The sequence below is a fragment of the Roseateles sp. UC29_93 genome, assembly GCF_042695725.1.
Classification (GTDB): Bacteria; Pseudomonadota; Gammaproteobacteria; order Burkholderiales; family Burkholderiaceae_C; genus Roseateles; species Roseateles noduli_A.
On record NZ_CP170545.1, the window covers coordinates 5168179 to 5192171 of the forward strand.

Below are 23993 nucleotides of genomic sequence, written 5' to 3' on the forward strand. Positions count from 1 at the left end.
TCGCGGCCCAGCGCGCGGCGCAACGCCGACACGTGGACGGCCGCGTTGTTCTCTTCCACGGCCTGTCCGGGCCAGACCCGATTCAACAGTTCGTTCTTGGAGACCACCTCGCCGCGATGCGCGACCAGCACGCCGAGCAGATCCAGCTGCCGGCCGCTGAGCGGCACGGGCACGCCCTCCGACAGGAGGACGCGCGAGGCCATGTCAAGCACGAACCCTTCGAAGCGAAAACGACTCGTCACTTCAGCTTGCCCTTCATGGCTGTCACCGGCGGCAGGACCCTGCACGCCGTACGCCATCGCATCCCCGATGTCCTCGCATCGGGCGAGGAAGGGATCACGAAAGTGGGCGCGAGTTTAAGGGTGCGTCATGACAACGTCCAGGGAACTCGGGACGTTCCCGAAGGGGGTCAGGCCTTGACAGCGTTGACTGTCGTGCGCACCTCGGCGGCATGACGATCGAGGCCCCGAAAGGCGTGCGGAATCCCGCACAGCTGTCAGCAGGATGTCAGAGCGCTACCCCGCAGAACGGCCGCGATGCGCGTGTTCATGGGGCATCTGCGGGACCGCGTGCGCGCGCGTGGTGCAACTTTGGTCATGTCAGCGACTACCTCCAAGGTCGTAGTTCCAGCGCAACTCACGGCCCGCGGGAATGTCTTCCGACGCGCGGAACGCGTGGATGCGCGCGGTCCAGCCATGGCGCAGGCGCACGGGGAAGGACTCGCCGCGCACGTTGTAGCCGGCGGGCGGATGACCGTCGGGCCGACCCTCGGCGTCGAAGAGGAACAGCGTGTTCATCAGCGAGAGCAGGTTCTCGCCGTTCACGGCCACACGGCCGACGGGGTCGGAGGCCGACATCAGATAGCGGTCGTCGTCGAGCAGGAACAGATCGACCTCGTCGAGCAGCTGGCCGCCATAGACGCCGAGGCAGGTGCCGGCCGCGATGTCGTGACGCGCGAAAAGCCCGCGCTGGCCGATGAGCGCGGCCTCCTGCGGCGACCGCAGGTCCTCGGCCTCGATGCGACGCGGCGCCAGCAAACGCAGCGCATGCGCGGCACGAACGCGCCGACCGATGCGCGCATCGATGTAGGGCTCGACGTCGGCGAACGCGTCCGCGCGATCGAGCACCTCGGCGACATGCACGACACCGTGGTCGGCATCGCGGAACGGTGGATCACCGGCGTGCTCGGCCGCGTACTCGCGACGCGCGACGCGGTCGCGATGACGCAGCCGCACCTGCGCGAGCAGCGCCAGCCAGCGCTCGGTGCCGTAGGACATCAACGCGAGTTGACGGGCGCGCTCTTCGGTCGGCGTGGCCGCGTCGTCCTTGGGCATCAAGGCGAGCACGCGATGCTGGCAGTCCAGCACGTGGGTCATGTGCGCGCGACGGCGTTGCGGCGAATCGGGCATCGTGTCGATGCGCCGATAGCCGTCCCACAGCCAGCGGTCCACGTCCGCGCGGTCGTGCGGCCGAACCGTATCGATGAGCACCTCGTCCATGGAGCCTCCGCAGGATGGAGGACCAAGTCTCGACCACCACCCCCAGGAGGCCGCCTCGAAAGCGAAGCGAACGCCTCGCCCCCGAAGCCCTCACGCAAGAACCCCGCACTCCCCAGGCCCGAAGTCAGCGAACGCCGGTGGGGCCGGAATCGGGGCTAGGGGTCCCTGGAGGGGTGCCCCATGCCCCGTGGAGTGCCCGCGCTCGCCCCTCCGGAGTCGCGGGCGCTCCCTCCCCACCGCCTCACTGCGTCTTCGCCGCCGACACCAACCGATCCATCGCCTGCGCCGTCGTGACGGACTCGCTGTTCCAGAACTGGCTGACCACGTCCTTGATGGCGCCTTCCGCCGCTGGCCGGACTGCCATGCCATGGGCGATGGAGGGCAGCAGCGTATTGGCCTTGCCCGCTTCGGCGAAGTCCGCCGCCGACGCCTTGGCGCAATCGTCGTACTTGGCGAGGCTCACGCCCTTGCGCACCGGGATCGAGCCCTTCTCGAGGTTGAAGGATTCCTGCACTGCCGGCGACAGGATGGCCGAGGCCATGTCGCGCTGTGCCTGCTGGTCGGCGTCGCCCTTGACCTTGAACATCGCGAACGAGTCGACGTTGAAGGTATAGGACTTGGCCGTGCCGGGCGCGGGCATGCACAGGAAGTCCTTGCCCGCGGTCTTGCCGGCCGCCAGGAATTCGCCCTTGGCCCAGTCGCCCATGATCTGCATGGCGGCCTCGCCCTTCATGACCATCGCGGTGGCGAGGTTCCAGTCGCGACCCGGTGCGTTGCGGTCGGTATAGGCTTTCAGCCGGCGGAAGGTCGTCAGCGACTTCTCCATCGTCGGACTCTTCAGGCTGGCGGGGTCGAGCTGGATCAGCGCCTTGCGGTAGAACTCCGGTCCGCCGGTGCCCAGCACCACGGTCTCGAAGGTGGTGAAGTCCTGCCAGGACTGGCCGCCATGCGCCAGCGGCGTGACGCCGGCCTTCTTCAGCGCGTCGGCGGCGACGAAGAACTCGTCCCAGGTCGTCGGCGGCTTGACGCCGGCCTTGCGCATCACCTCGGGGTTGATCCAGAGCCAGTTGACCCGGTGCACGTTGACCGGCACCGCGATGTAGTGGCCCTTGTACTTGACGATGTTGCTGATCACGGGCAGCAGCAGGTCGTCCCAGTGTTCGGCCTTGGCGACGTCGTCGATGTTGGCGAGCATGCCCTCGGCGGCCCAGTCCTGCAGCAGCGGTCCCTTGATCTGCGCGGCCGTCGGGGCGTTGCCCGAGATGGCGCGGGACTTCAGCACCGTCATCGCCGCGTCGCCGGCGCCGCCGGCCACGGCGAAGTCCTTCCACTTGTGGCCCTTGGCCTGCAGCTGGTCCTTGAGGCCGGAGATGGCCTTGGCCTCGCCGCCGCTGGTCCACCAGTGCAGGACTTCGAGATCGCCGGCGCGCGCCGGTCCGGCCGCGACCGCCATCGTCGCCATCGCGGCAGTGGCCAACAGGGCGCGGCGCGTCCACGGCGCGCTCGTCGTCGTGGTCGTGGTGGTCGTCGCTGTCTTCTTCATCGATGTCTTCATCGTTGTCTCCTCTTGTCTCCGGGAACGGAGTGGTTGTCGTTGATCGATGGGGCCGATCGATGGGTTGATCGGCGGGAACGGAAGGTCAGGTCACCCCTTCCGCTTGCAGTTGCTCGAACAGGCGCTGGACGGTGCCCGCTTGCGGCGGCGTGGCGCCGCGCTGCAGGCAGGCGGCGGACCCCGCCGCAAGCGCCGCATGCAGATGCGCGCGCAGGGCGCGCTCAGGATGTCGGTGCAGGCTGTGCAGGAGCCCCGCGACTGCGGCGTCGCCCGCGCCGACGGTGTCGGCCACGGTGACCGCGGGCGCTCGTGCCATGCAGGCCGCATCGCCGCGCGACAGGTAGGCCACGCCGCCGCCGCGCGTCAGCAGGTAGAGCGCGTCCGGATTGAAGGCGCGCAGTCGCGTCATTGCCTCGTCAAGCTCAAGGCCCGGGAACAGGCCGCGCAGGTCGTCGTCGGACACCTTGATCACATCGGCCAGCGCGCACATGCGGCGCAGCGTCGGCTCGTAGCCGTGCGCCATCAGGTTGCGGAAGTTGGGGTCGTAGCTGATGGACACGCCCTGCCCCTTCAGGCGCTCGGCCAGCGCGACGAGCCGCGAGGCCAGCGGCTCCCGCGCCAGGCTGATGCCGCCGAAGTGCGCACGGCGCGCCGCGCCGTCCCAGCCCGCCGGCAGCGCGTCGGGATCGAAATGCAGGTCGGCGCTGTCGCCGCCGACGAAGAAGTAGCGCGGCGGCTCGCCCTGCTCGACGATCGCCAGCAGCGGCGCGCGGTCGACCTGCTGCATCAGCCGTGTGTCCAGGCCGACGGCCGCGCTGGCCCGCACCAGTTCATCGCCGAACAGGTCGCGGCTCACCGCGCCGGCGAAGGCCGTGCGCGCGCCCAGCGACGCGAGCGCGCGCGCGCCACGTTCCAGGTCGAGCCGCCGACGCGACTGATCCATTGATCGGGCGCCTGCTGCAGCATGTCGGTCAACGCCTCGCCGAGGCAAAGGAGCTCGGGAGCGTCGGACATCGCGCCGGGCATTGGGTCGGACATCGGGCCCGGGCCCGATCGGGGACGCCGCGTCATGCATGGCGCGCTCCTTGATCCACAACCCGCGTGCCGACGCCGTCCAGCACGTCGACGATGTCGTAGCACGCGCCCATCGTGTGGTAATCGACCTTGCCCGCCGGGCTCTTCTCGTCGCTGTACTTCCGGTTCTCGCCGTCGAGGAGGCGATACCACGCGCCGTGCGCATGGTCGACGAAGTGCGTCCAGCTGTAGGCCCACAGGCGCCGGTACCAGTCCCAGTAGACGTTGTCGCCGGTGCGCGCGGCCAGGCGGGCCGCGGCGGCGGCGCTCTCGGCCTGCACCCAGAAGTACTTGTCGGGGTCGCAGATGCTCAGGTCCGGCGCCAGCGAATAGCACAGCCCGCCGTGCTCGGCGTCCCAGCCGCGCCGCACGGCCACCAGGAACAGCTTCGTCGCCGTCGGCAGCACCCAGCCCAGGTCCTGGTCGATGAACTCGCCGCGCGCCTCGAGCTGCAGCAGCAGCTTGGTCCACTCGGTGAAGTGGCCCGGCTGGTAGCCCCACGGGCGGAAGAGATTGGCCGGGTCGTCGCGGTTGTAGAGCCAGTCCGGCTGCCAGTGCGCGTCGTAGTGTTCCCAGACCAGACCACCGCAGCGCTCGGCCTGGCGGCGCGTGATGTGCTGCGCCAGCAGCGCGGCGCGCGCGAGGTAGCGTCGTTCGCCCGTCGCGTCGAAGGCGGCCAGCAGCGCCTCGCAGGCATGCATGTTGGCGTTCTGGCCGCGGTACGGCGACAGCACGTGCCACTGCGGACTCGCCTCGTCGGCGTAGAGGCCGGCGGCCTCGTCCCAGAAGCGTTCCTCCATCAGCGCGAAGGTCTCGGCGATCCACGGCCGGGCCTCGTCCACCCCGGCCATGGCCGCATGCGCGTAGGCCAGCAGCACGAAGGCCAGGCCGTAGGCGTGGCGCGTCGCATCCAGCACCCGGGCCTGGCCGTCGCGCCAGTCGAGCAGCCAGGCGTAGCCGCGCAGCGCGTCGTCGAAATGCGCCTCGCGCAGGAAACGCACGCCATGGCGCACGCCGTCCAGGTAGGCCGCATCGCCGAAGCGCCGGTAGGCCATCGCGTACGTGAACACGAAGCGCGTGCTGCTCACCAGGTGCCGCTGATGCGCGTCGTATACGGTGCCGTCGTCCTTGAAGAAGTGGAAGAAGCCGCCGCTCGGGTCGATGCCGCGCGGGTGGTAGAAGTCCATCGTGTGCCGCGCGTGGGCCAGCAGCACGTCGCGGGATCGGAAATCGGGCAGGTCGCTGGTCGCGGGAGAGGTCGTGTCGGTCATGCGGAGGGTGATGGGGGTCAGTCGTTGCTGCTGGTGCTGTCGCGCACGACCAGCGCCACGGGCAGGGTCAGTTCAAGGGGCTCGTCCGCCGGCGTGCCCAGCAGCAGCTCCACGCCCTTGGCGCCGAGCGACTCCTTGTCGACACGCACCGTGCTGAGCGGCGGATGGGCGACGGAGGCGCCGCCGATGTCGTCGAAGCCGACCACGGCGATGTCCTCGGGGATGCGCAGGCCCTGGTTGAGGCACTGCCGCATGGCGATCAGCGCCGCGCTGTCGTTGAAGCAGACGACCGCATCGGGCCGCTTGCGGCGGTCGAGCAGCACGCGCATCGCCTCGATCACGCCGGCCTCGCCATCGCCGAGCTGCGGCGCGATGACCTCCAGGTCCGGGTCGGCCTGCACCTGCGCCTCGAACAGCGCGCGCCGGTAGCCGCGGGCGCGCTGCTCCAGGCTGTAATGCGCCGGCGATCCCGAGATCAGCGCGATCGTCCGCCGTCCGCTGCGCAGCAGGTGGCTGGTCGCGAGGAAGCTGCCGTGCTGGTGGTCCGGATTGACCGAGGTCATCCCGCGCCGGTGCATGTCCACGAGCACCGTCGGCTTGCCGCTGCGCTTGAGGGTGTCGAGGACCTCGGGCTCGAAGTAGCCGACGCACAGGAAGGCGTCGAGCTGATGGCCGCGCGTCTGTTCCAGGACGGGCTGGCCGGGGCCGGCGACGATGAAGGACAGCGAGAGGCCCTCGCGCCGGCAGACCTGCTCGGCGCCGTGCAGCACGGCGGAGAAGAACGGGCTCGACGCCAGCGTGTTGTGCTGGCTGTGCAGCAGGAAGCCGATGCGCCGGATCCTGTTCTTGCGCAGTTGCGCGAAGTCGTAGCCCAGGCGCACGGCGGTGTCGCGGACGACCTGACGCGTCTCTTCCGACAGCCCGGACTGGTTGCGCAAGCCGCGCGACACGGTGCCGATGGACAGGCCGGACGCCTTGGCGATATCGCGGATGGTGGTGCTGCTCATGGGTGGGACGATTCTTGAAGTGCCCTTTTCAGGGGTCAACAAAGTCCCGCGAGTTTCCCAAGCGTTTAGGGCGCCCCGCTAAACACCGCCACCATGCCCTCGAATCCCGTGGTCAGCGCCGCCGCGTCGGCGCCTCCAGCACATAGGGCCAGGCCACCACGGTGGCGATCGCCATCGGCGCGGCGACCAGCGCGGCCGCCAGCGGCGGCTCGAAACCGACGGCCAGCAGCAGCGTCGTCACGAGCGCGCCACCCGCGCCCGCGACGCCGTAGATCGTCCGGAGTCCGGGTCGCCGCCGCTGCAGGGTCGAGCGCGCGACCTCGTCGGCCGTGGCATGCATGGCGACCTCCAGCGCGCCGGCGCACAGGCCGAAGGCGAACAGGGCCGCGGCCAGCAGCCCCGGTGATCCCGCCAGCGCGAGCACGGGCAACATCGATGAGGACCCCAGGCCGCCGATCAGCACCAGGCGGCGCGCACCCAGCCATGGCGGCCGTTGATCCGGCGTCCGGTCACCCCTGCCGGCACGCGTCCGGGTGACAGTCCGGGTGACGGTCCTGGTGACGGTCCTGGTGCCGATCCACGCACCCGCCAGCAGCGCGAGCGCGGCCATGGCCAGATCCCACAGGTCGAGTCCGATCCGATGCGCCAGGCTCGGCATCAGCGCCGCGACGCAGGTGATCCCGCCGCCGGCCACGATGAAGGCCAGGCGCACGGCCAGGCGCGCCTCGGGCCGATCCGTGGCGGGCTCCAGGAAGGACCAGCCGTCGTCCAAGGCGCTCATCCCGCCGGGTCCACCGGGAGGACCTCGGCCCCGCTCTTGCGCAGCGCCTTCATGACGCTCGCGCCGACGTCGCGCTCGATGACGATGGTGTGCAGCGCCTCCAGCGCGGCGACGCGATGAGCGGCCGTCGCCTGCAGCTTGTCGCTGGTGACGAGTCCCACGACATGGCGGCTGCGCTCGATCAGGGTGCGCTTGAAGGCGGCCTCGCGGAAATGGGTCGTGAGGATGCCGTCGCTCATCGACAGCGCGCAGACACCGACGAAACCGCGGTCGATGCGCAGCCGCGAGAGGCTGTCCACCGCGGCCGCGTCGACGCAGCCGCCCAGGTGCGGGTCGACCTCGCCGCCGATCATCAGCAGACGCAGGTCCTGGCGTCGCAGCACGGCGGCGGCGACGTCGACCGCGTTGGTGGCGACGGTGAGGTCCGCGTCCTCCGGCAGGACATCGACCAGCGCGAGGTTGGTGCTGCCGGTGTCGAGGAACACCAGCTCGCCCGGCCGGACCGTGGCCGCGCCGGCCCGCGCCAGCGCGGACTTGCGGACCGGGGCCTCCTTCATCCGCGCGGCGAGCGGCCGGTCGTTGGCCGCGATCGGCACGGCGCCGCCGTAGACACGCCGGCACAGGCCGTCCGCGGCCAGCGCACGGAGGTCGCGCCGGATGGCGTCCTCGGACAGGTTGAATTCGGCGGCCAGGTTGGCCGCGACCACGGCATGGCCGGCGGAGAGCCGGTCCGCGATGACGTGGCGACGGGCGTGGGGAAGATCGGCGAGCGACATGGCGTCCCTGGAAGCGAGACGCGATTGTGCACGTTAATACACGTTATTGCACGATCATCCGTGACTCCGGGACGTGCGCGTTGCGTCGCAGTAGTGCGTCACGTGCTCGTCGAACCGGTCGTGCACATGGGTCATGCCCTTGCCCGGAATGCCGTTGAAATGGTGCCCGATACCGAGGCCGTGCACATTCGGCAGCAGGCTGCGCAACGCCGAGACCACGTCCCCACGCGGCGAGAAGCTCTCGACCAGTTCCGTGGCACGCGCCAGGTTCCGGGGCGGCAGGCGATGGACCAGACCATCGCTCAGATGGGGCGGGCAGAACGCCGTGACGGGCACCGGGTTCTGCGCCCGCAGGCTCGCAAAGATCGCTTCGTTGGCGCCCTTGGAATGCCCCACCACCCGGACGGCAAACCCCTTGAGCTCCGATGGCTGCTGCAGATGGTTCTGCGTCTCCAGCAGGAGATCGGCGGCCTGCCGATAACTCTCGGGCAGATGACCCGCTCCGGCCTTGAGATTGGCCCCCCACTGCGCCATCGTCGAGCTGAAATTCTGGCCCGGCCGGGATCGCTCGAGCACCGTCTCGCCGGTCTTCTTGCCCGCCGTCGTGCCGCCGAAGGACAGGACCACCTCGCGCGTTTCCGGGTGCTGCAGCACGACGGCGGTCAGTCCGGTACCGCGATCGACGAGGGTGCCGTCGGCGTGCTCGACACCGGACGACCGGAGACCGAGCGCGGTGCGGAGCTTCACCGCCAATGCCTCGCACGGCGACCACCCCGGCGGCAGTTGCGCGTCATCCCGCTCGTAGGGGAATCGGGCCAGGGCCGCGTTGCAGCTCAGCCGCTCCAGCGACGGGAGATCGGTGGGCATGGCGCGTTTCTCATAGAACCCGGACGTCGTCTGCGGCTGCGGGCGCAGCGATGACAGCGGCCCGCCACGCGCCGAGTCCGGCGTCGGCGCGGCGGCGACGCGCCGGGGCGGCGGCGTGGCGCGTCGGAACGCATCGCTGCGCATGAGCCGGGCGCGCGTCCCGGGTTCCGCCTGCGCCTGGCGAAGGCCGCTCAGACGCGACAGCGGTGCGTCCGATGTCGGCGCGGCGGTCGCCGCCGGTGGATGGTCGACGGGATCGAACGTCAGCGATACAGGTCTGGCATCGATTCTCATGCGGCTCTCCCGGTCCGCAGGAACAGCGCCGCGGTGCCGCGAGGCGGCCTGACATCGCCCGCGACATCGGCCCGCACCGCGGCGGCCAGGTCGAGCACGGCTTCGACGCCATCGACGAACGCCTCCGGTTCCAGATCGAGCGGGAGTTGCTGGATCAGCACGAACTGACGCCGCAGGCCGTCGACCGCAATCACCGCGCCCCCGAGCGCAGGCCGATCGGCATTGAGGCGCAACAGGCGAAGCGCGAGCGTCCCGCCGGCATCCTGTTGAGGGATGGGCAGGATCCGCGCGACGAGGAACACGTGATCCCCGGCCATCGACAGCTCGACGACGAGCTGGACGGTATCGGTGCCGTCCAGCAGCACCAGCAACCCGTCCGGGGCCTCCAGCGGCGAGGCGGTGCGCCGCGACAGGGCAGCGAGGAGTCGCGCGAAAAGCGCGTCGGCTTCCGAGGAATCGAGCATGGCAGAACGGAGGATGGAGGTTGGTGTCAGTCGACTACCAACCGAAAACGTTCGGCCGTCGAAGCGACGCCGCCGACGCACTCATTCAATCTGCACGTTCGCCTCCTTCACCAGCTTGGCGAACTTCCCGGTCTCATTGCGGATCTGCGACGCCAGTTGCTCGCTGGTGCCGCCGGTGGTCTCGGCGCCAATCTCCTCCATGCGCTTGCGGAACTCGGGCGCCTGCAGCACCTTGACCATTTCGGTGTTCAGCTTCGCGACGATGTCCTTGGGCGTGGCCGCCGGGGCCAGCACGCCGAACCAGGTGCCGATGTCGAAACCCTTCAGGCCGGCCTCGTCGAGCGTGGGCACGTCGGGCAGCGCGCTGGAGCGCCGGGCCGTCGTCACCGCCAGCGCGCGCAGCTTGCCGGCCTTGATGTGCGGCAGCACCGGCGTGACGGTGTCGAAGGACATCTGGATCTGCCCGCCGAGCAGGTCCGTGGCCAGCGGCCCGCTGCCCTTGTAGGGCACGTGCAGCATCGTCGTGCCGGTGAGGTTCTGGAACTGCGTGCCGATCAGGTGCTGCGCGGTGCCGTTGCCGTTGGAGCCATAGGTCCATTCGCCGGGCTTGGCCTTGAGCTGCGCGACCAGTTCCTGCACCGTCTTCGCCGAGGTCTGGCTGGCGTTGACGACCAGCACGTTGGGGACGAGCGCGATGCTGGTGATGGGAACGAAGTCCTTCTGGAAGTCGTAGGGCAGCTTCTTGTAGACGCTGCTCGCGATCGTGTGGTGGACCGCGCCGATCAGCAGCGTGTAGCCGTCGGGTCTGGCCTTGGCGACGTAGTCCGCGCCCAGCGTCGCGCCGGCGCCAGGCCGGCTCTCGACGATCACCGGCTGGCCCAGGCTCTGCTGGAGCTTCTCCGCCAGCGCGCGCGCCAGCACGTCGGTGGTGCCGCCGGCCGGGAACGGGGACGATCAGTGTGATCGGCTTGGCGGGCCAGGGTTGGGCGAAGGCGGGAGAGGCGAAGCCGAGGGCTGCGGTGGTCGCGGCGATCGCCGCGGCGGCGATCAGTAGCCGGCGGCGGAAGGTGGTCGGAACTTGACTCATGGTTTGTCTCCAGGGCGATGGCTCTGACGGCCATTCGAGTGGAAGGGTCAGCTGGGCTGGCGCAGGGCGGCGATCACGGCGGCGGTGACGTCGGTCGTTTTCGCCTGGCCGCCGAGGTCGCCGGTGTGCAGCGACGGGTTCGCCGTCACGGCCTCGATCGCGCGCATCAGGCGCCGGGCGGCATCGTCCTCGCCGAGGTGCTCCAGCAGCATCACCGCGGACCAGAAGGTCCCGACCGGATTCGCCAGCCCCTTGCCCATGATGTCGAAGGCCGAGCCATGGATCGGCTCGAACATCGACGGATAACGCCGCTCCGGATCGATGTTGCCGGTCGGCGCGATGCCCAGGCTGCCGGCAAGCGCGGCCGCCAGGTCGCTGAGGATGTCCGCGTGCAGGTTGGTCGCGACGATGGTGTCCAGCGTCGCCGGCTTGTTGACCATGCGGGCGGTCGCGGCGTCGACGAGTTCCTTGCCCCAGGTGACGTCGGAGAAGTCCTTCGCGACCTGCGCCGCGATCTCGTCCCACATCACCATCGCGTGACGCTGGGCGTTGCTCTTGGTGATCACCGTCAGCAGCTTGCGGGGCCGCGACTGCGCCAGCTTGAACGCGTAGCGCATGATCCGCTCGACGCCGGTGCGGGTCATGATGGACACGTCGGTGGCCGCCTCGATCGGATGGCCCTGGTGGACGCGGCCGCCGACGCCGGCGTATTCGCCTTCCGAGTTCTCGCGCACGATGACCCAGTCGAGGTCCTTCGGTCCGCAGCGCTTGAGCGGCGCGTCGATGCCGGGCAGCACGCGGGTCGGACGCACGTTGGCGTACTGGTCGAAGCCCTGGCAGATCTTCAGCCGCAGGCCCCACAGCGTGATGTGGTCGGGGATGTCGGGATCGCCGGCGGAGCCGAACAGGAGAGCGTCCTTGTCGCGCAGCGCGTCGAGGCCGTCGGCCGGCATCATCTCGCCGTGCGCGCGGTACCAGTCGCCGCCCCAGCCGAAGTCCTCGAACTCGAAGCGGAAGCGGTCGGTGGTCGCGGCGAGGGCCTCCAGGACCTCGCGGCCCGCGGGGATCACTTCCTTGCCGATGCCGTCGCCGGGGATGGTCGCGATGCGATAAGTCTTCATGGGGTCTTGTCTCCAGGTGAAGTCGAGAGATCTCGGGAAATCTCGAGAAATCTCGGGTGAGGCCTGGCCCGACTCTAGGAGCCCCCTGCCCTGCGGATCGCGGCTAAAGTCAATCCGTCTTCAACCTGGATTCAACAATCGGCAGGACTTCTCCATGGCTTCAAACACCACGTCCGGCGCTGGAACCGCGAAGGCAACGACCACGACGGCGACCAGGTCGGCGACCAGGACGGTGACGAAGACCGGCAGCAGTGCGGCGGCGATCGCGCCGGCCGACCTGGGCTTCTTCTCCGCGCTGTGCAGCGCCGGCAGCCTGAGCGCCGCGGCGCGCGAGCTCGGCATCACGACGGCGGCCGTCAGCAAGCACCTGACACAGATGGAGAGCCGGCTGGGCACGGCGCTGCTGAGCCGGACGACGCGGCGGATGAGCCTGACGCAGGAAGGCGAGCTCTACCTGGAGCACGCGCGGCGGATCCTCGCGTCGATCGACGACCTGCAGGAGGTGATGAGCGCGAGCGGCGGCACGGCCAGCGGCCTGCTGCGCGTGAACGCGACCCTCGGTTTCGGACGGACGCACATCGCGCCGCTGATCTCGAGCTTCGTCCGGCAGCATCCGAAGCTGCAGGTCCAGCTGCAGCTGTCGGTCAACCCGCCGCCGCTGAACGAGGACGCCTTCGACGTCTGCATCCGCTTCGGCCCGCCGCCGGACGCGCGGGTCATCGCGCGGCGCATCGCGGCGAACCGTCGCCTGCTGTGCGCCTCACCGGCCTATCTGAGCGCGCACGGCACGCCGAAGACGCCGGCGGAACTGGTGCGGCACGACTGCATCGGCATCCGGCAAGGCGAGGAAGCGTATGGCCTGTGGCGGCTGTCTTCGAAACGCGGTCGCAAGACGGTCACCGAGGCGGTGAAGACGCGCGGCGCACTGACGACCAACGACGGCGAGATCGCGGTGAACTGGGCGCTCGACGGACACGGGATCCTGATGCGCGCGGAATGGGACATCGCGCGCTACCTCGCGAGCGGGCGACTGGTCCAGGTCTTGCCGGACTGGGAGACGCCGGATGCGGACATCTATGCGGTGTACCCGCAGCGGTACCAGGGCACCGCGCGGGTGAGGCAGTTCGTGGCGCATCTGGGCAAGGCGTTGGGGAGGTCGGGGTGATCGACCTCCTCTTGACTACGGCGAGCCCGATATCGATGTTCACCCGTGCAGATGCGCTGAGACGAACGGCGCAACGACACCGGCGAGCGTGGCGCACAGCATCGCCAGGCTGACCGCCAGTCCGATCGACCACTTCACGGCATTGATTGTCATCGCCTGCGTCTCGACACGTAGGTCGCCAATGGCCTTGTACATCTCCGCTCGCATCGAGCCAAAGCCCTCCTTCATCTCGGCGCGCAACTCGCCGAGACCCTCCTTCATCTCGGCGCGCAACTCGCCGAAACCCTCCTTCATTTCTCCGCGGAGCTGCTCCAGTTGAGCGCGCGTGGCCAGCGTCGGTAAGACCGTTTCAATGGCCTGCACGCGGGCGATCAGCTCCGGATCGGACCTCGCGGCGCGCTCGGCGGCGCCGCTCTCATAGGGATTCATCTGCATCGTTTACCTCGCGTGATTGACGACAAGCGGCATGACGAGCGTCATTGCAGTGATCACAAGACCGACGCCGCTGACCGCGACGCCAATCGACCACTTCATCGTGTTGTTGGCGGTCCGGTGCATGTCGACGCGCATCTCGCCCATGCAGGCCTGCAGATCCGCGCGCATGGTCTGCATTTCGGTACGCACTGCACCAAAACCTTCTTTCATTTCTCCGCGAAGCTGCTCCAGCTGCGCACGCGTGGCCAGCGTCGGCAAGACCGTCTCGATGGCCTGCACGCGGGCGATCAGCTCCGGATCGGACCTCGCGGCGCGCTCGGCGGCGCCGCTCTCATAGGGATTCATCTGCATCGTCTGTTCCTCGATCAACAGCGGGCCCCTGCCCGCCATGGAGAACAACTCTGCCACCGCTGATCGAGTCCGAAATCGAAATCGGGCCGTGTTCCCCCATCAGTCGGCCTCAATCTGGAATCACCTTGCGGCGGATCAAAGGGCGGCGATAAAAATTCGTCCGGATGGGGGTGTGAATCGGCGGCGACGACGGCCCTCTTGGGGGATGGAGGCAACTCCTGACCCCGCCTTACACTGCTCAGGCATTCGGTCCTCGGCGACAAGACAGTGACGCTGAAGGCACCGGCATCCCGGGAGTCCCTCTCATGCCCAAGTTCACTCGTCGCGCCGGCCTGCAGGCTTCGGCCGCATTGGCCACCATCGGTCTGTCGGCGCCGTGGCGCGCGGTCGCGCAGTCCGCCGCGCCCGCCAGCAGGCCTGCCTCCAACGCCGCTTCGAACGCCGCGTTGAGCGCTGCTTCGAACGCGGCTTCGAGCGTCGGATCGAGCGCCGCCGTTTCGCCGTCCCGCGACGCCCCTCAGCACGACGGCCCGGACGGTGCCCTGCTCGCCGAGCGCTTGAAGTACGAAGGCGTCGCGCTCGCGGCCCTGCGCATCCGTGACGGGGCGACCACCTTCAGCGCAGCGAGCGCCCGCGGTCCGGTGCCCGATCAGCAGGCGCTGTTCGAGCTCGGCTCGATCACGAAGACCTTCACCGCGCTGCTGCTGGCGGATGCCGTGACCCGCGGGCTGATCAAGCTCGACGATCCCGTCGAGACCGCCCTGCCCGATCGCCTCAAGCTGCGCGACAGCCAAGGCGCGCCGCTGCGCTGGGTGGATCTGGCGACACAGCGTTCGGGGCTGCCGCGGCTGCCCTCGAACCTGGCCGTGCGCCCGGAGCTCACCGATCCCTACGCCACGTACGACTGGCCGCAGATGGCCGCGTTCCTCTCCGGGTGGAAAGCCGACAAGCCGCGCGACACGGCCTACGAATATTCGAACCTCGGCTTCGGCCTGCTCGGCCAGGCGCTGGGTTTCCTGCAGCAGCGCGACTATCCGGCGCTGCTCCGCGAGCGCGTGCTGGTGCCGCTGGGGATTTCGGACCAGATCTTCCTGAGTCCTCCGGCAGGCCGGCGTTTCCTCGACGGACATGACAAGTCCGGCAAGCCCGTCGACCACTGGACCTTCCGTCCGGCGATGGCCGGCGCGGGCGCGCTGCTCGGCAGCACGCGCGGCCTGGCGCGCTACGCGCAGGCGGCGATGGGGCAGTTCGACCATCCGCTGAAAGAAGCCTTCGCGCTGTGCCTGCGCCGACACGGCGCCCGCGACATCCCCGGTGCAGGGATCGGTCTCGCATGGAACAGCGCCGCGTTGCCGGGTCGCATCGCGTTCAACCACGACGGCGCGACCTTCGGCTTCAGCACCTCGCTGTGGCTGGACCCGTCGAAGGGCAATGCCTCCGCCGTACTGGCCAACGCCGGCGTAGGCGTCGTCGATCTGGCGCTGCATCTGCTGGAGCCCACCATCCCGCCGTCGGACATGTCCTTGACGCGCCAGGCCGAGGTGACGCTGTCGCCGGAGCAGCTGACACCGTTGACGGGCGTCTATCTGCTGTCGCCGTCGATGAAGATCACCGTGCACGCCGACGGCAACCGCCTGTTCGCGCGGGCGACCGGGCAACAAGCCTTCGAGCTCTTCGCGACATCCCCGCTGACGTTCTTCGCCAAGGTCACGCCGATGGAGATCGTCTTCGAGCCCGGCGAGCGGGCCGCGCCGGCGCTGACCGTCAGGCAGGCCGGAAGAAGCACCCGGGCCGCGCGGGAGCCGGACGCTACAGCTGGACCCGCGAGCCCAACTCGATGACGCCGTTGTCCGGCAGCCGGAAGTAGTCCGCGGCGCTGCTGGAGTTGCGCGCCATGGTGATGAACAGCTGCTGCCGCCAACGCGCCATCCCGGAGGTCTTCTTGCCGGCGCCGGGTACCACGACCTGCCGGCTCAGGAAGTACGACGCCAGGAAGGGATCGAACTGCAGGTCGTGCCGCGCGCAGCGCCCCAGCGCCGCCGGCAGATTGGGCTCATCCTTGAACCCGTAGCGCACCACCACGCGCCAGAAGCCGGGGCGCAGTGACTCGACGCTCAGTTGCTGGTCCTCCGGCACGAACGGCACCTCGTCGAAACGGACGGTGACGATCACGTTGCGCCCATGCAGCAGTTGGTAGTGCTTCAGGTTGTGCAGCAGCGCCGGCGGCACGACCTCGGGATTGGAGACCGGATAGACGGCGATCCGGTCGGGTCGAGGGCCTTCGACGTCATGCGACAGGGACTCCAGGAACGGGAGCAGCGGCAGGTCCTCCCCGGCGACCTGCTCGTGCAGCCGTTCCTTGCCTCGGCGCCACGTCGCCATCACGGCGAACAGCACCAGCCCCAGCGCCAGCGGGAACCATCCCCCCTGCATGATCTTGAGCGAGCAGGAGACCACCAGCAACGCGTCGACCGCCAGGAACCCGGCCGTGGCGGCCCATGCCAGCGGGGCCGGATAACGCCAGGCGTGGCGGACGACGAAGAAGGTCAGCAGCGTCGTGATCAGCATGGTGATCGTCACCGCGATGCCGTAGGCCGACGCCAGGGCCGAGGAACTTTCGAATCCCAGCACGGCCAGCAGCACGGCGACCAGCAGCGTCCAGTTGATCGCCGGCAGATAGACCTGGCCCATCGCCCGCTCGGAGGTGTAGATCACCCGCATGCGGGGCAGCAGCCCCAGCTGGATCGCCTCCTTCGTCAGCGAGAACGCGCCCGAGATCACCGCCTGCGAGGCGATCACCGACGCGAGCGTGGCCAGGAGCACGCAGGGGATGAGCCAGGCCGACGGGAAGAGGCGGAAGAACGGGTTGTCCAGCGCACCCGGCTCCCGCAGCAGCAAGGCCCCCTGTCCGGCGTAGTTCAGCGCGAGCGTCGGCAGCACGAGCGCCGACCAGGCGAGCCGTATCGGCCGGCGGCCGAAATGCCCCATGTCCGCATACAGCGCTTCCGCGCCCGTCAGCGCCAGCACGAGCGCGCCGACGACCAGGAACAGCCCCGGCCCGCGCGCCTGGAGGAAGGCCAGGCCGAATCGGGGGATCGAGCGCCTGGAGGATCTGCGGGGCCTGCGCGATCTGGAGGGCTCCGATCGTGCCGAGCACACCGAACCACAACAGCATGACCGGGCCGAACATCACGCCGACGGCCGCCGAGCCGTGGCGCTGGATCAGGAACAGCCCCGTCAGCACCGCCACCGAGAGGGGCAGGACAAAGGGCTTGAGGGTCGGCGTGATGATCTCCAGGCCTTCCACGGCGCCCATGACGGAGATCGCGGGCGTGATGACGCTGTCGCCGTAGAAGAGCGCCGCCCCGCAGACACCGACCAGCAGCAGCATCCGGCGCCGGCCCGGCGTGTCCCGGCGGCCCGGACCGCCAGCGCGGTGAGCGCCATGATGCCGCCCTCGCCGCGGTTGTCCGCGCGCAGGATCAGCACGACGTACTTGAGCGTCACGACGATCATCAGCGCCCAGAGGATGGCCGATACCGCGCCGATGATGTCCGCCGGCTGCAGGCTCACGCCGTTGGCGGGGTTCAGCACTTCGCGCATCGTGTACAGCGGACTCGTCCCGATGTCGCCGAACACGATGCCCAACGCCCCCAGCGTCAGCGGGGCCAGTCCTTGACGCGGGCCGTGCTGGCCGCTCGAGGGGATGTCGCCGGCGACAGGCGGGGCGGAATCTCGAAGCATCAGGAGAGCGCCGAGGCGCGGTCTGCGGAGAAGGCACCACTATCCCACAGCGGGTGCCGGCTTCACCGGACCGGAGATCCGCTGCCGCGGGTGTCTCGCGGCCGCGGGTGTCTCGCGGCCGCGGGTCCCCTCCGGCCGGGCGATCCTTCGCCCGTGCAGTCCGTGAAGCCCAAAACACGGTTGGTCGCGCGACGAGGGCGGCGGGCGGCCGTCGACGTTATGGTGTCGGCCAGCCGTATCGATCGATCACGGTGTCAACAAGGAGTGCGTCATGGGCTTCGTCGGCCTGCTGTTCTGGTTGGTCCTGTTCGTGCTGTGCTGGCCGCTGGCCCTGCTGGCGCTGGTGCTGTGGCCCGTCGCCTGGCTGCTGACGCTGCCGTTCCGCCTGATCGGACTGAGCGTCGAGGCGGTCTTCGCGCTGCTCAAGGCCATCCTGTTCCTGCCGGCGCGGGTGCTGGGCTGGCGCGAGTCTCGCTGAGCGCTCTCAGGGCGGAAGTCGCCCGCCTGCTTCAGTAGTGCACGACCGAGCGGATCGACTTGCCTTCGTGCATCAGGTCGAAGGCCTCGTTGATGCCGGTGAGCGGCATCGTGTGGGTCACGAACGGGGCGAGCTGGATGTCGCCGCGCATCGCCTCCTCGACCATGCCCGGCAGTTGCGAGCGCCCCTTGACGCCGCCGAAGGCGCTGCCCTTCCAGGTGCGGCCCGTGACCAGCTGGAACGGCCGCGTCGAGATCTCCTGACCCGCGCCCGCCACGCCGATCACGATCGACTGGCCCCAGCCGCGATGCGCGCACTCGAGCGCCGCGCGCATCACGTGGACGTTGCCGATGCATTCGAACGAGTGGTCGACGCCCCAGCCCGTCATCTCGACGATCACCTGCTGGATCGGCTTGTCGTGGTCCTTCGGGTTCACGAAGTCGGTGGCGCCGAAGACCTTGGCGAGCTCGAACTTCGACGGGTTGGTATCGATCGCGATGATGCGGCCGGCCTGTGCCAGCTTGGCGCCCTGGATCACCGCCAGCCCGATGCCGCCGAGGCCGAACACGGCCACCGAGTCGCCCGGCTGCACCTTGGCGGTGTTCTTCACCGCGCCCAGGCCGGTGGTCACGCCGCAGCCCAGCAGGCAGACCTGCTCGGGATTGGCGTCCGGGCTGATCTTGGCGAGCGACACCTCGGCCACCACGGTGTACTCGCTGAAGGTCGAGCAGCCCATGTAGTGGTAGATCGGCTGGCCCTGGTAGGAGAAGCGCGTCGTGCCGTCCGGCATCACGCCCTTGCCCTGCGTCGCGCGCACGGCCACGCACAGGTTGGTCTTGCCGGACTTGCAGAACAGGCACTCGCCGCATTCCGCCGTGTAGAGCGGGATCACGTGGTCGCCGGGCTTGACGCTGGTGACGCCCTCGCCCACCTCGACGACGATGCCCGCGCCCTCATGGCCCAGCACCGCCGGGAACAGGCCTTCCGGATCGTCGCCGCTCAGCGTGAACGCGTCCGTGTGGCACACGCCGGTGTGGGTGATCTTCACCAGCACCTCGCCCTTGCGGGGCGGCTCGACATCGATCTCGACGATCTGCAGCGGCTGGCCAGCCTGGAATGCGACGGCGGCACGGGATTTCATGGGAAGGCCTTTCGGAAGAGACGGAGCAGCGGGGGAAGCGCCAGGAATGGCAGGGGCGCCAGGGACGCAACGAGGACGCGCCCCGGAGGGCGCGCTGATGCGGTCGAGTCTATCCCGCCCGCTCGCTCATCGCGGGTCCGATCCGGCATCGGCGTTCGCTTCCTGCATCGGCTCCGGGAGCGCTCCGGCGGTCAATGCGCGAGCAGGTAGCGCGCCATCAGCCGCGCCTGCGTCTCGCTGACGCCCAGCGTCGGCATCGCGGTGTGCGCGTCGATCGCCTGCGGATCGCGGATCCAGGCGGCCAGGCCGTCCTCGGTCGGGAACGCCTTGCCGCCGATGCGGTCGCGTCCCGCAAGGCCGCTCAGGCGCGGACCGTTGGAGGTGTCCGGCCCGACCACGCCAGGGATCGTGTGGCAGGCGGTGCAGCCATGCTGGCGGAAGGCGCGCTGGGCGAGCTCCACGCTCGGCAGCGGCGGCACCAGCGGCGCCGGGGCGTCGACGACGCCGTCGCAGCGCGGCATCGCGTTCCGCGCTCCAGTCGGTCCCGCCGTCACCGGTGACGGTCGCTGCGATGTCGGCGATGTCGGCGATGTCGGCGACGTCAGTGATGTCGTCGATCTTGCCGATGTGCTCGGCACCAGGCCCGCCGTGGCGCCTCCCGACTGCAACGCGGTCAACGCCCGGTACTGGTCCGGCGTCATCAGCGGCAACGCGTCGAGGAAGGCGACGACGGCCCAGAGCTCGCCCTCCTCCAGCCGGTACTCCCAGGCGGGCATGCCGCTCATCTTGATGCCGTTGCGGGTGATCCAGTAGAGGTCCTGCGGGCGCCAGTGGCGGGTGGCCTCCACGAGGGAACTCGGCACCGGCTGCATGCCCAGCGCGAACGCCTCCGGCGCCACGCCCGGCGCGCCGTGGCAGGCGACGCAGCGGTCGCGGAAGCAGGCGGCGCCCTGCATCACGCGCTCCCGGGTGAGCAGGTCCCGCGGCGGCGGATGCGCGTCCGCGCGGTGCTGGACCGCGCGCTGCAGCGCGATTTCCAGCAAGGAATGCACCGGCTGCAGGTGCGGCCCGGTCGCCGACACGTCGTAGACGCCGAACCAGACGAAGGCGGCCGCGCCCGCCGCCCCGAGCACGCCGGCCGCGACGCCGGCGGCCAGGACGGCTTTCACAGGGGAGACGCCCGGGGGACGCCCGGGGGACGCGATGCGGCGGATCGATCATGGCCGCAGCGAGGCAAGCGCGGTGCCGGACCTGCGATGCGGGACCTGCGATGCCGGACCTGCGATGCCGGACAGGTGGGCTCGATGCCGGGGCAGGCACTTCGTGTGCCGGGGAGCGCGCATGACGCGTCCCCGCCCTCCCGTTCGCCCTCGCTCCTCCGGTTCAGCCACCGTGCCCGCGGCCGTCCTGGGACTGGCCGCCGCGCTGGTCCTCCTGCTGAGCGGCTGCGGCCCCGCCCCGGACGAGCCGCTGCGGCGGTGGCAGGTCGACGCCGCCGACCTGGAACGCGGTCGGCAACTGATGTCGCAGTTCCAGTGCGGCAGCTGCCACGCCGTCCCGGGCGTACCCGGGGGCGGTCAACGGGCGCCGGCGCTGGAGCGCTTCGGCCGGCGCGCCTACATCGCCGGCCAGTTGCCCAATTCCCCGGAGGTGCTCCAGCGCTGGCTGCTGGACCCGCCGGGCCTGCTGCCCGGCACGACGATGCCGCGACTCGGCCTGTCCGAGCGCGACGCGCGCGACATCGCCGGCTACCTGCTGTCGCTGCGATGAGCGCGGGCGGCATGCTCCGGCCCGCCGGCCCGCAGGCGCAGGCGCTGGCCGAGGTCATGACCACGACGCTGATCGTCTGCGCCTTCGCCTTCGTGTTCGCGATGGCCTGCCTGGCCGCGGCGCTGTGGTGGAAGGGCCGCCGGCCCGTGTCGACGGCGCTGTGGCTCTGGGGCGGCGGCCTGGTGCTGCCGGTCCTGGTGTTCGGCGGCCTGCTGCTCCACGGCGAGCGGCGCGCCTTCGGCCTGGACGACCCGTCACCGCCGGGCGCGCTGCGCGTGGCCGTCACCGGACACCTCTGGTGGTGGGCGATGCAGTACGACGCGGAGAGCGACGCGCCCGCCTTCGCGACGGCCAACGAATTGCGCGTGCCGGTCGGCCGTCCGGTGACCCTGACGCTGGCCTCGGAGGACGTGATCCACAGCTATTGGGTGCCGGCGCTGGGCGGCAAGGTCGACATGGTGCCGGGACGACTCAACCGGCTGACGTTCACCGCGTCGCAGCCGGGCGTGTTCCGCGGACCGTGTTCGGAGTACTGCGGCACCCAGCACGCGGCGATGGTGCTGCAGGTCGTCGCGATGCCGCCGGAAGAGTTCGCGCGATGGCGGCGCGCGCAGGCCGGCGCCGCGCCGGAGCCGGTCTCGCGACAGGCGCTGCGAGGCGCCGCGCTCTTCCGCGAGAACGGCTGCGCCGCCTGTCATGCGGTGCGGGGCACCCACACGGCCGGCGACGTGCGTCAGGGTCTGCAGGCGGCACCGCCACTCGGTCCGGACCTGACCCATGTGGCGAGTCGGCTGTGGCTGGGGGCCGGCGCGCTGCGCAATCGCGATCCGCTCGGTGATCCGCGCACGGCGTTGCGACAGTGGATCAGCGACGTCCAGGCAGTGAAGCCGGGGGCGCGCATGCCGTCCTATCGGCACCTGCGCACGGACGAGATCGACGCGATGGTGGAGTTCCTCGCCGGACCACCCGTCGCAGGCGGCGGAACGGAGCGGCCGCTGGTCGCGTCCACGCCATGAGCGACGCCGGCAGCATGGACGGCACGAGCGGTGCAGCCGGCGTGAGCGGCGCGGCCGACGTGCGCGCCACCAGCGCCACGCGCGACATGAACGATGTGCCGTCGCCCGGCGCCCGCCGGCCGGAGAATCGCCTGCCGAGGCCGGAGGGCGAGCTCGAGCGCTTGCGCGCCGCCTGGGAGCCGCCGAAGGGCTGGGCCGTGATCGGCAGCGTCAACAACGTCTTCATCGGCAAGCTCTACATCGCGACGGCGTTCGTGTTCCTGCTGCTGGGCGGTGTCCTGGCGCTGCTGATGCGGGCGCAACTGGCGACGCCGGGGCAGACGCTGTTCAGCGCGCCGGTCTTCCAGCAGCTGTTCACGATGCACGGCACGGTGATGATGTTCCTCTTCGCCGTGCCGATGGTCGAGGCGATCGCCGTCTTCCTGCTGCCCAACATGCTGGGCGCGCGCGACCTGCCCTTCCCACGCCTGTCGGCTTATTCGTACTGGATGTACGCCATCGGCGGGCTGGCCTTCTACGCCACGCTGTTCTGGCAACTGGCGCCCGATTCGGGCTGGTTCATGTATCCGCCGTTGAGCGGCGCGACGTACTCGCCGGGCTTGAACGCGGACTTCTGGCTGCTGGGCATCGGCTTCATCGAGATCAGCGCGATCGCGGGCGCGATCGAGCTGATCACCGGCATCCTGATGACGCGGGCGCCGGGCATGACGCTGGGCCGGATGCCGGTCTACGCGTGGTCGATGCTGGTGGTGGGGCTGATGATCGTGCTGGCCTTCCCCGCCGTGATCGCCGGCACGGCGCTGCTGGAGATCGAACGCGCCTTCGACTGGCCGATCTTCGACGCCACGCGGGGCGGCGATCCGCTGCTGTGGCAGCACCTGTTCTGGTTCTTTGGGCACCCGGAGGTCTACATCATCTTCCTGCCGGCGGCGGGGCTGGTCTCGACGATGGTGCCGGCGCTGGCGCGGACCACGCTGATCGGCCGCCACGCGGTCAGCGCCGCGCTGGTCGCCATCGGTGCGGCGAGCTTCCTGCTGTGGCTGCATCACATGTTCACCGCCGGCCTGGGCGGCCTGGGGCTGAGCCTGGTCTCGATCTTCAGCGTCGCCATCGCCATCCCCGGCGCGCTGCAGATCTTCGCGTGGATCGGCACCTTGTGGCGGGGCCGACTGCAATGGACCACGGCGACCTGGTTCCTCATCGGCTTCCTCGTCACCTTCGTCGTCGGTGGCCTGACCGGCGTGATGCTGGCGCTGCTGCCGATCGACTGGCAGGTGCACGACACCTACTTCGTCGTCGCGCATTTCCACTACGTGCTCATCGGCGGCATGGTGCTGCCGATGTTCGCGGCGCTCTACCACTGGATTCCGCTGTGGAAGGGGCGCGCGATGTCGGAGCGCGCGGGCCGCTGGGTCTTCGGGCTGATCTTCGGCGGCTTCCACCTGACCTTCTTCCCCGATGCACATCGCCGGCATGCTGGGCATGCCGCGGCGGGTGCACACCTACCCGTCGGGGCTGGGACTCGAACTGCCGAACCTGCTCTCGTCCGTCGGCGCCTTCATCATCGCCGCGGGCGTGCTGCTCTTCGTCATCGACCTCGTGCGCAGCCAGCTGGGGCCGGAGCAGGAGCACGACGACCCATGGCGCTCCTCGACGCTGGAGTGGCTGCCCAGCGAGGCTTACGGCACGCGCAGCATTCCGCACGTCGAGCACCACGAGCCGCTGTGGCACCGGCCCGCGCTGCATGAGGAGGTCGAGGCCGGCGCGCACTGGTTGCCCGGCACGATCACCGGCGACCGCGAGACGCTGTTGACCAGTCCTGCCCAGGCGCATCCGCTGCGTATCGTGACGCTGGCGGGGGACAGCCTGTGGCCGCTGCTGGCGGCGATCGGGACGGCGGCCTTCTTCCTGCTGATGACGGTGAAACACGTGAGCGGCACCGTGGCGGGCGGCGTACTGGCGATCGTCGCGATCTGGGCGTGGTTGTGGCAGACGGACCGCGCGCCGCCCTTCGAGGAAGCCGAGGCGGCGGATGGCGTGATCCTGCCGATGGGGGTGACGGGGCGTCAGGCGCCGTCGTTCTGGGCTGTGGTGATC

The 23993-nt window shown here is 69.9% G+C and carries 20 protein-coding genes and 3 pseudogenes; 6 read left to right on the plus strand and 17 right to left on the minus strand.

Annotated elements, in window-relative coordinates; all coding sequences use genetic code 11:
• Positions 1–23 precede the first annotated feature (23 nt).
• The 12 genes and pseudogenes from ACFJIX_RS23955 to ACFJIX_RS24010 form a co-directional block, all read right to left on the minus strand.
• Positions 24–299 (minus strand): annotated as a pseudogene (locus ACFJIX_RS23955) (transcriptional regulator); the annotation flags it as partial.
• 300 nt (positions 300–599) lie between these two features.
• Positions 600–1499 (minus strand): hypothetical protein, encoded by a 900-nt coding sequence (locus ACFJIX_RS23960; protein ID WP_377155159.1) that lies wholly within the window; start codon positions 1497–1499, stop codon positions 600–602.
• A 241-nt stretch (positions 1500–1740) separates the two neighbouring features.
• Positions 1741–2961, minus strand: coding sequence for an ABC transporter substrate-binding protein (locus tag ACFJIX_RS23965; protein ID WP_377161931.1), 1221 nt, complete (start codon positions 2959–2961; stop codon positions 1741–1743).
• Positions 2962–3139: 178 nt separating this feature from the next.
• Positions 3140–3997: a PfkB family carbohydrate kinase gene (locus ACFJIX_RS23970; protein WP_377155160.1), complete on the minus strand. Its 858-nt coding sequence runs from the start codon at positions 3995–3997 to the stop codon at positions 3140–3142.
• A gap of 124 nt (positions 3998–4121) precedes the next feature.
• Positions 4122–5399 (minus strand): AGE family epimerase/isomerase, encoded by a 1278-nt coding sequence (locus ACFJIX_RS23975; RefSeq protein ID WP_377155161.1) that lies wholly within the window; start codon positions 5397–5399, stop codon positions 4122–4124.
• A gap of 17 nt (positions 5400–5416) precedes the next feature.
• Positions 5417–6406 carry a LacI family DNA-binding transcriptional regulator gene (locus ACFJIX_RS23980; RefSeq protein ID WP_377155162.1) on the minus strand — a complete coding sequence of 330 codons (990 nt, stop codon included), beginning with the start codon at positions 6404–6406 and terminating at the stop codon, positions 5417–5419.
• A gap of 112 nt (positions 6407–6518) precedes the next feature.
• On the minus strand, positions 6519–7187 hold the full coding sequence (locus ACFJIX_RS23985; protein WP_377155163.1) for a hypothetical protein: 669 nt from the start codon (positions 7185–7187) through the stop codon (positions 6519–6521).
• Positions 7184–7963, minus strand: coding sequence for a DeoR/GlpR family DNA-binding transcription regulator (locus tag ACFJIX_RS23990; protein ID WP_377155164.1), 780 nt, complete (start codon positions 7961–7963; stop codon positions 7184–7186). Before ACFJIX_RS23990 ends, ACFJIX_RS23985 begins: the two co-directional genes overlap by 4 nt.
• Positions 7964–8017: 54 nt before the next feature.
• Positions 8018–8974, minus strand: coding sequence for a hypothetical protein (locus tag ACFJIX_RS23995; RefSeq protein WP_377155165.1), 957 nt, complete (start codon positions 8972–8974; stop codon positions 8018–8020).
• A gap of 146 nt (positions 8975–9120) precedes the next feature.
• The gene (locus ACFJIX_RS24000; RefSeq protein WP_377155166.1) at positions 9121–9588 is read right to left on the minus strand and encodes a type III secretion system chaperone; all 468 of its coding nucleotides are present in this window, start codon (positions 9586–9588) and stop codon (positions 9121–9123) included.
• A gap of 81 nt (positions 9589–9669) precedes the next feature.
• A pseudogene (locus ACFJIX_RS24005) lies at positions 9670–10675 on the minus strand (Bug family tripartite tricarboxylate transporter substrate binding protein).
• 47 nt (positions 10676–10722) lie between these two features.
• Positions 10723–11796 carry a tartrate dehydrogenase gene (locus tag ACFJIX_RS24010; protein ID WP_377155167.1) on the minus strand — a complete coding sequence of 358 codons (1074 nt, stop codon included), beginning with the start codon at positions 11794–11796 and terminating at the stop codon, positions 10723–10725.
• A 154-nt stretch (positions 11797–11950) separates the two neighbouring features.
• Here ACFJIX_RS24010 and ACFJIX_RS24015 point away from each other — a divergent pair, with 154 nt between their 5' ends.
• A complete protein-coding gene (locus ACFJIX_RS24015) occupies positions 11951–12961 on the plus strand; it encodes a LysR substrate-binding domain-containing protein (protein ID WP_377155168.1) in 1011 nt (336 codons plus the stop codon).
• 39 nt (positions 12962–13000) lie between these two features.
• On the opposite strand, the gene ACFJIX_RS24020 is transcribed toward ACFJIX_RS24015, so the two are convergent.
• Positions 13001–13396, minus strand: coding sequence for a hypothetical protein (locus ACFJIX_RS24020; RefSeq protein WP_377155169.1), 396 nt, complete (start codon positions 13394–13396; stop codon positions 13001–13003).
• A gap of 3 nt (positions 13397–13399) precedes the next feature.
• Positions 13400–13747 (minus strand): hypothetical protein, encoded by a 348-nt coding sequence (locus ACFJIX_RS24025; protein ID WP_377155170.1) that lies wholly within the window; start codon positions 13745–13747, stop codon positions 13400–13402.
• 305 nt (positions 13748–14052) lie between these two features.
• Here ACFJIX_RS24025 and ACFJIX_RS24030 point away from each other — a divergent pair, with 305 nt between their 5' ends.
• Positions 14053–15588 (plus strand): serine hydrolase, encoded by a 1536-nt coding sequence (locus ACFJIX_RS24030; RefSeq protein WP_377155171.1) that lies wholly within the window; start codon positions 14053–14055, stop codon positions 15586–15588.
• Here ACFJIX_RS24030 and ACFJIX_RS24035 read toward each other — a convergent pair.
• Positions 15557–17491, minus strand: a pseudogene (locus ACFJIX_RS24035) (potassium transporter Kup). The gene ACFJIX_RS24030 and the pseudogene ACFJIX_RS24035 sit on opposite strands and share 32 nt — an antisense overlap.
• Positions 17492–17762: 271 nt before the next feature.
• On the opposite strand from ACFJIX_RS24035, the gene ACFJIX_RS24040 reads away from it, so the two are divergent.
• Positions 17763–17969 (plus strand): hypothetical protein, encoded by a 207-nt coding sequence (locus ACFJIX_RS24040; RefSeq protein ID WP_377155172.1) that lies wholly within the window; start codon positions 17763–17765, stop codon positions 17967–17969.
• Between the two features lie 31 nt (positions 17970–18000).
• On the opposite strand, the gene ACFJIX_RS24045 is transcribed toward ACFJIX_RS24040, so the two are convergent.
• A complete protein-coding gene (locus tag ACFJIX_RS24045; protein WP_377155173.1) occupies positions 18001–19110 on the minus strand; it encodes an S-(hydroxymethyl)glutathione dehydrogenase/class III alcohol dehydrogenase in 1110 nt (369 codons plus the stop codon).
• Between the two features lie 191 nt (positions 19111–19301).
• Positions 19302–20279 carry a c-type cytochrome gene (locus ACFJIX_RS24050; protein WP_377155174.1) on the minus strand — a complete coding sequence of 326 codons (978 nt, stop codon included), beginning with the start codon at positions 20277–20279 and terminating at the stop codon, positions 19302–19304.
• Positions 20280–20502: 223 nt separating this feature from the next.
• Between ACFJIX_RS24050 and ACFJIX_RS24055 the strand changes: the two genes are divergently transcribed.
• From ACFJIX_RS24055 to ACFJIX_RS24065, 3 genes are read left to right on the plus strand one after another with little or no spacing between them, the layout of a single operon-like run.
• Positions 20503–20880, plus strand: coding sequence for a c-type cytochrome (locus ACFJIX_RS24055; protein ID WP_377155175.1), 378 nt, complete (start codon positions 20503–20505; stop codon positions 20878–20880).
• Complete coding sequence (coxB, locus tag ACFJIX_RS24060) at positions 20877–21896, plus strand: cytochrome c oxidase subunit II (RefSeq protein WP_377155176.1); 1020 nt, start codon at positions 20877–20879, stop codon at positions 21894–21896. The genes ACFJIX_RS24055 and coxB overlap by 4 nt, the downstream gene beginning before the upstream one ends.
• Complete coding sequence (locus ACFJIX_RS24065) at positions 21893–23644, plus strand: cbb3-type cytochrome c oxidase subunit I (protein WP_377155177.1); 1752 nt, start codon at positions 21893–21895, stop codon at positions 23642–23644. The genes coxB and ACFJIX_RS24065 overlap by 4 nt, the downstream gene beginning before the upstream one ends.
• Positions 23645–23993 lie beyond the last annotated feature (349 nt).

What these genes read in the sequence shown, in the direction of transcription:
- ACFJIX_RS23985 (WP_377155163.1), bottom strand. Translation starts at nt 7,187, where the DNA reads ATGAGCGCCTTGGACGACGGCTGGTCCTTCCTGGAGCCCGCCACGGAT.
- ACFJIX_RS24000 (WP_377155166.1), bottom strand. Translation starts at nt 9,588, where the DNA reads ATGCTCGATTCCTCGGAAGCCGACGCGCTTTTCGCGCGACTCCTCGCT.
- ACFJIX_RS23970 (WP_377155160.1), bottom strand. Translation starts at nt 3,997, where the DNA reads ATGGATCAGTCGCGTCGGCGGCTCGACCTGGAACGTGGCGCGCGCGCG.
- ACFJIX_RS23975 (WP_377155161.1), bottom strand. Translation starts at nt 5,399, where the DNA reads ATGACCGACACGACCTCTCCCGCGACCAGCGACCTGCCCGATTTCCGA.
- ACFJIX_RS24045 (WP_377155173.1), bottom strand. Translation starts at nt 19,110, where the DNA reads ATGAAATCCCGTGCCGCCGTCGCATTCCAGGCTGGCCAGCCGCTGCAG.
- ACFJIX_RS23990 (WP_377155164.1), bottom strand. Translation starts at nt 7,963, where the DNA reads ATGTCGCTCGCCGATCTTCCCCACGCCCGTCGCCACGTCATCGCGGAC.
- ACFJIX_RS23995 (WP_377155165.1), bottom strand. Translation starts at nt 8,974, where the DNA reads ATGCGCAGCGATGCGTTCCGACGCGCCACGCCGCCGCCCCGGCGCGTC.
- ACFJIX_RS24065 (WP_377155177.1), top strand. Translation starts at nt 21,893, where the DNA reads ATGAGCGACGCCGGCAGCATGGACGGCACGAGCGGTGCAGCCGGCGTG.
- ACFJIX_RS24015 (WP_377155168.1), top strand. Translation starts at nt 11,951, where the DNA reads ATGGCTTCAAACACCACGTCCGGCGCTGGAACCGCGAAGGCAACGACC.
- ACFJIX_RS23960 (WP_377155159.1), bottom strand. Translation starts at nt 1,499, where the DNA reads ATGGACGAGGTGCTCATCGATACGGTTCGGCCGCACGACCGCGCGGAC.
- ACFJIX_RS24020 (WP_377155169.1), bottom strand. Translation starts at nt 13,396, where the DNA reads ATGCAGATGAATCCCTATGAGAGCGGCGCCGCCGAGCGCGCCGCGAGG.
- ACFJIX_RS24040 (WP_377155172.1), top strand. Translation starts at nt 17,763, where the DNA reads ATGGGCTTCGTCGGCCTGCTGTTCTGGTTGGTCCTGTTCGTGCTGTGC.
- coxB (WP_377155176.1), top strand. Translation starts at nt 20,877, where the DNA reads ATGAGCGCGGGCGGCATGCTCCGGCCCGCCGGCCCGCAGGCGCAGGCG.
- ACFJIX_RS23965 (WP_377161931.1), bottom strand. Translation starts at nt 2,961, where the DNA reads ATGGCGACGATGGCGGTCGCGGCCGGACCGGCGCGCGCCGGCGATCTC.
- ACFJIX_RS24030 (WP_377155171.1), top strand. Translation starts at nt 14,053, where the DNA reads ATGCCCAAGTTCACTCGTCGCGCCGGCCTGCAGGCTTCGGCCGCATTG.
- ACFJIX_RS24025 (WP_377155170.1), bottom strand. Translation starts at nt 13,747, where the DNA reads ATGCAGATGAATCCCTATGAGAGCGGCGCCGCCGAGCGCGCCGCGAGG.
- ACFJIX_RS24010 (WP_377155167.1), bottom strand. Translation starts at nt 11,796, where the DNA reads ATGAAGACTTATCGCATCGCGACCATCCCCGGCGACGGCATCGGCAAG.
- ACFJIX_RS23980 (WP_377155162.1), bottom strand. Translation starts at nt 6,406, where the DNA reads ATGAGCAGCACCACCATCCGCGATATCGCCAAGGCGTCCGGCCTGTCC.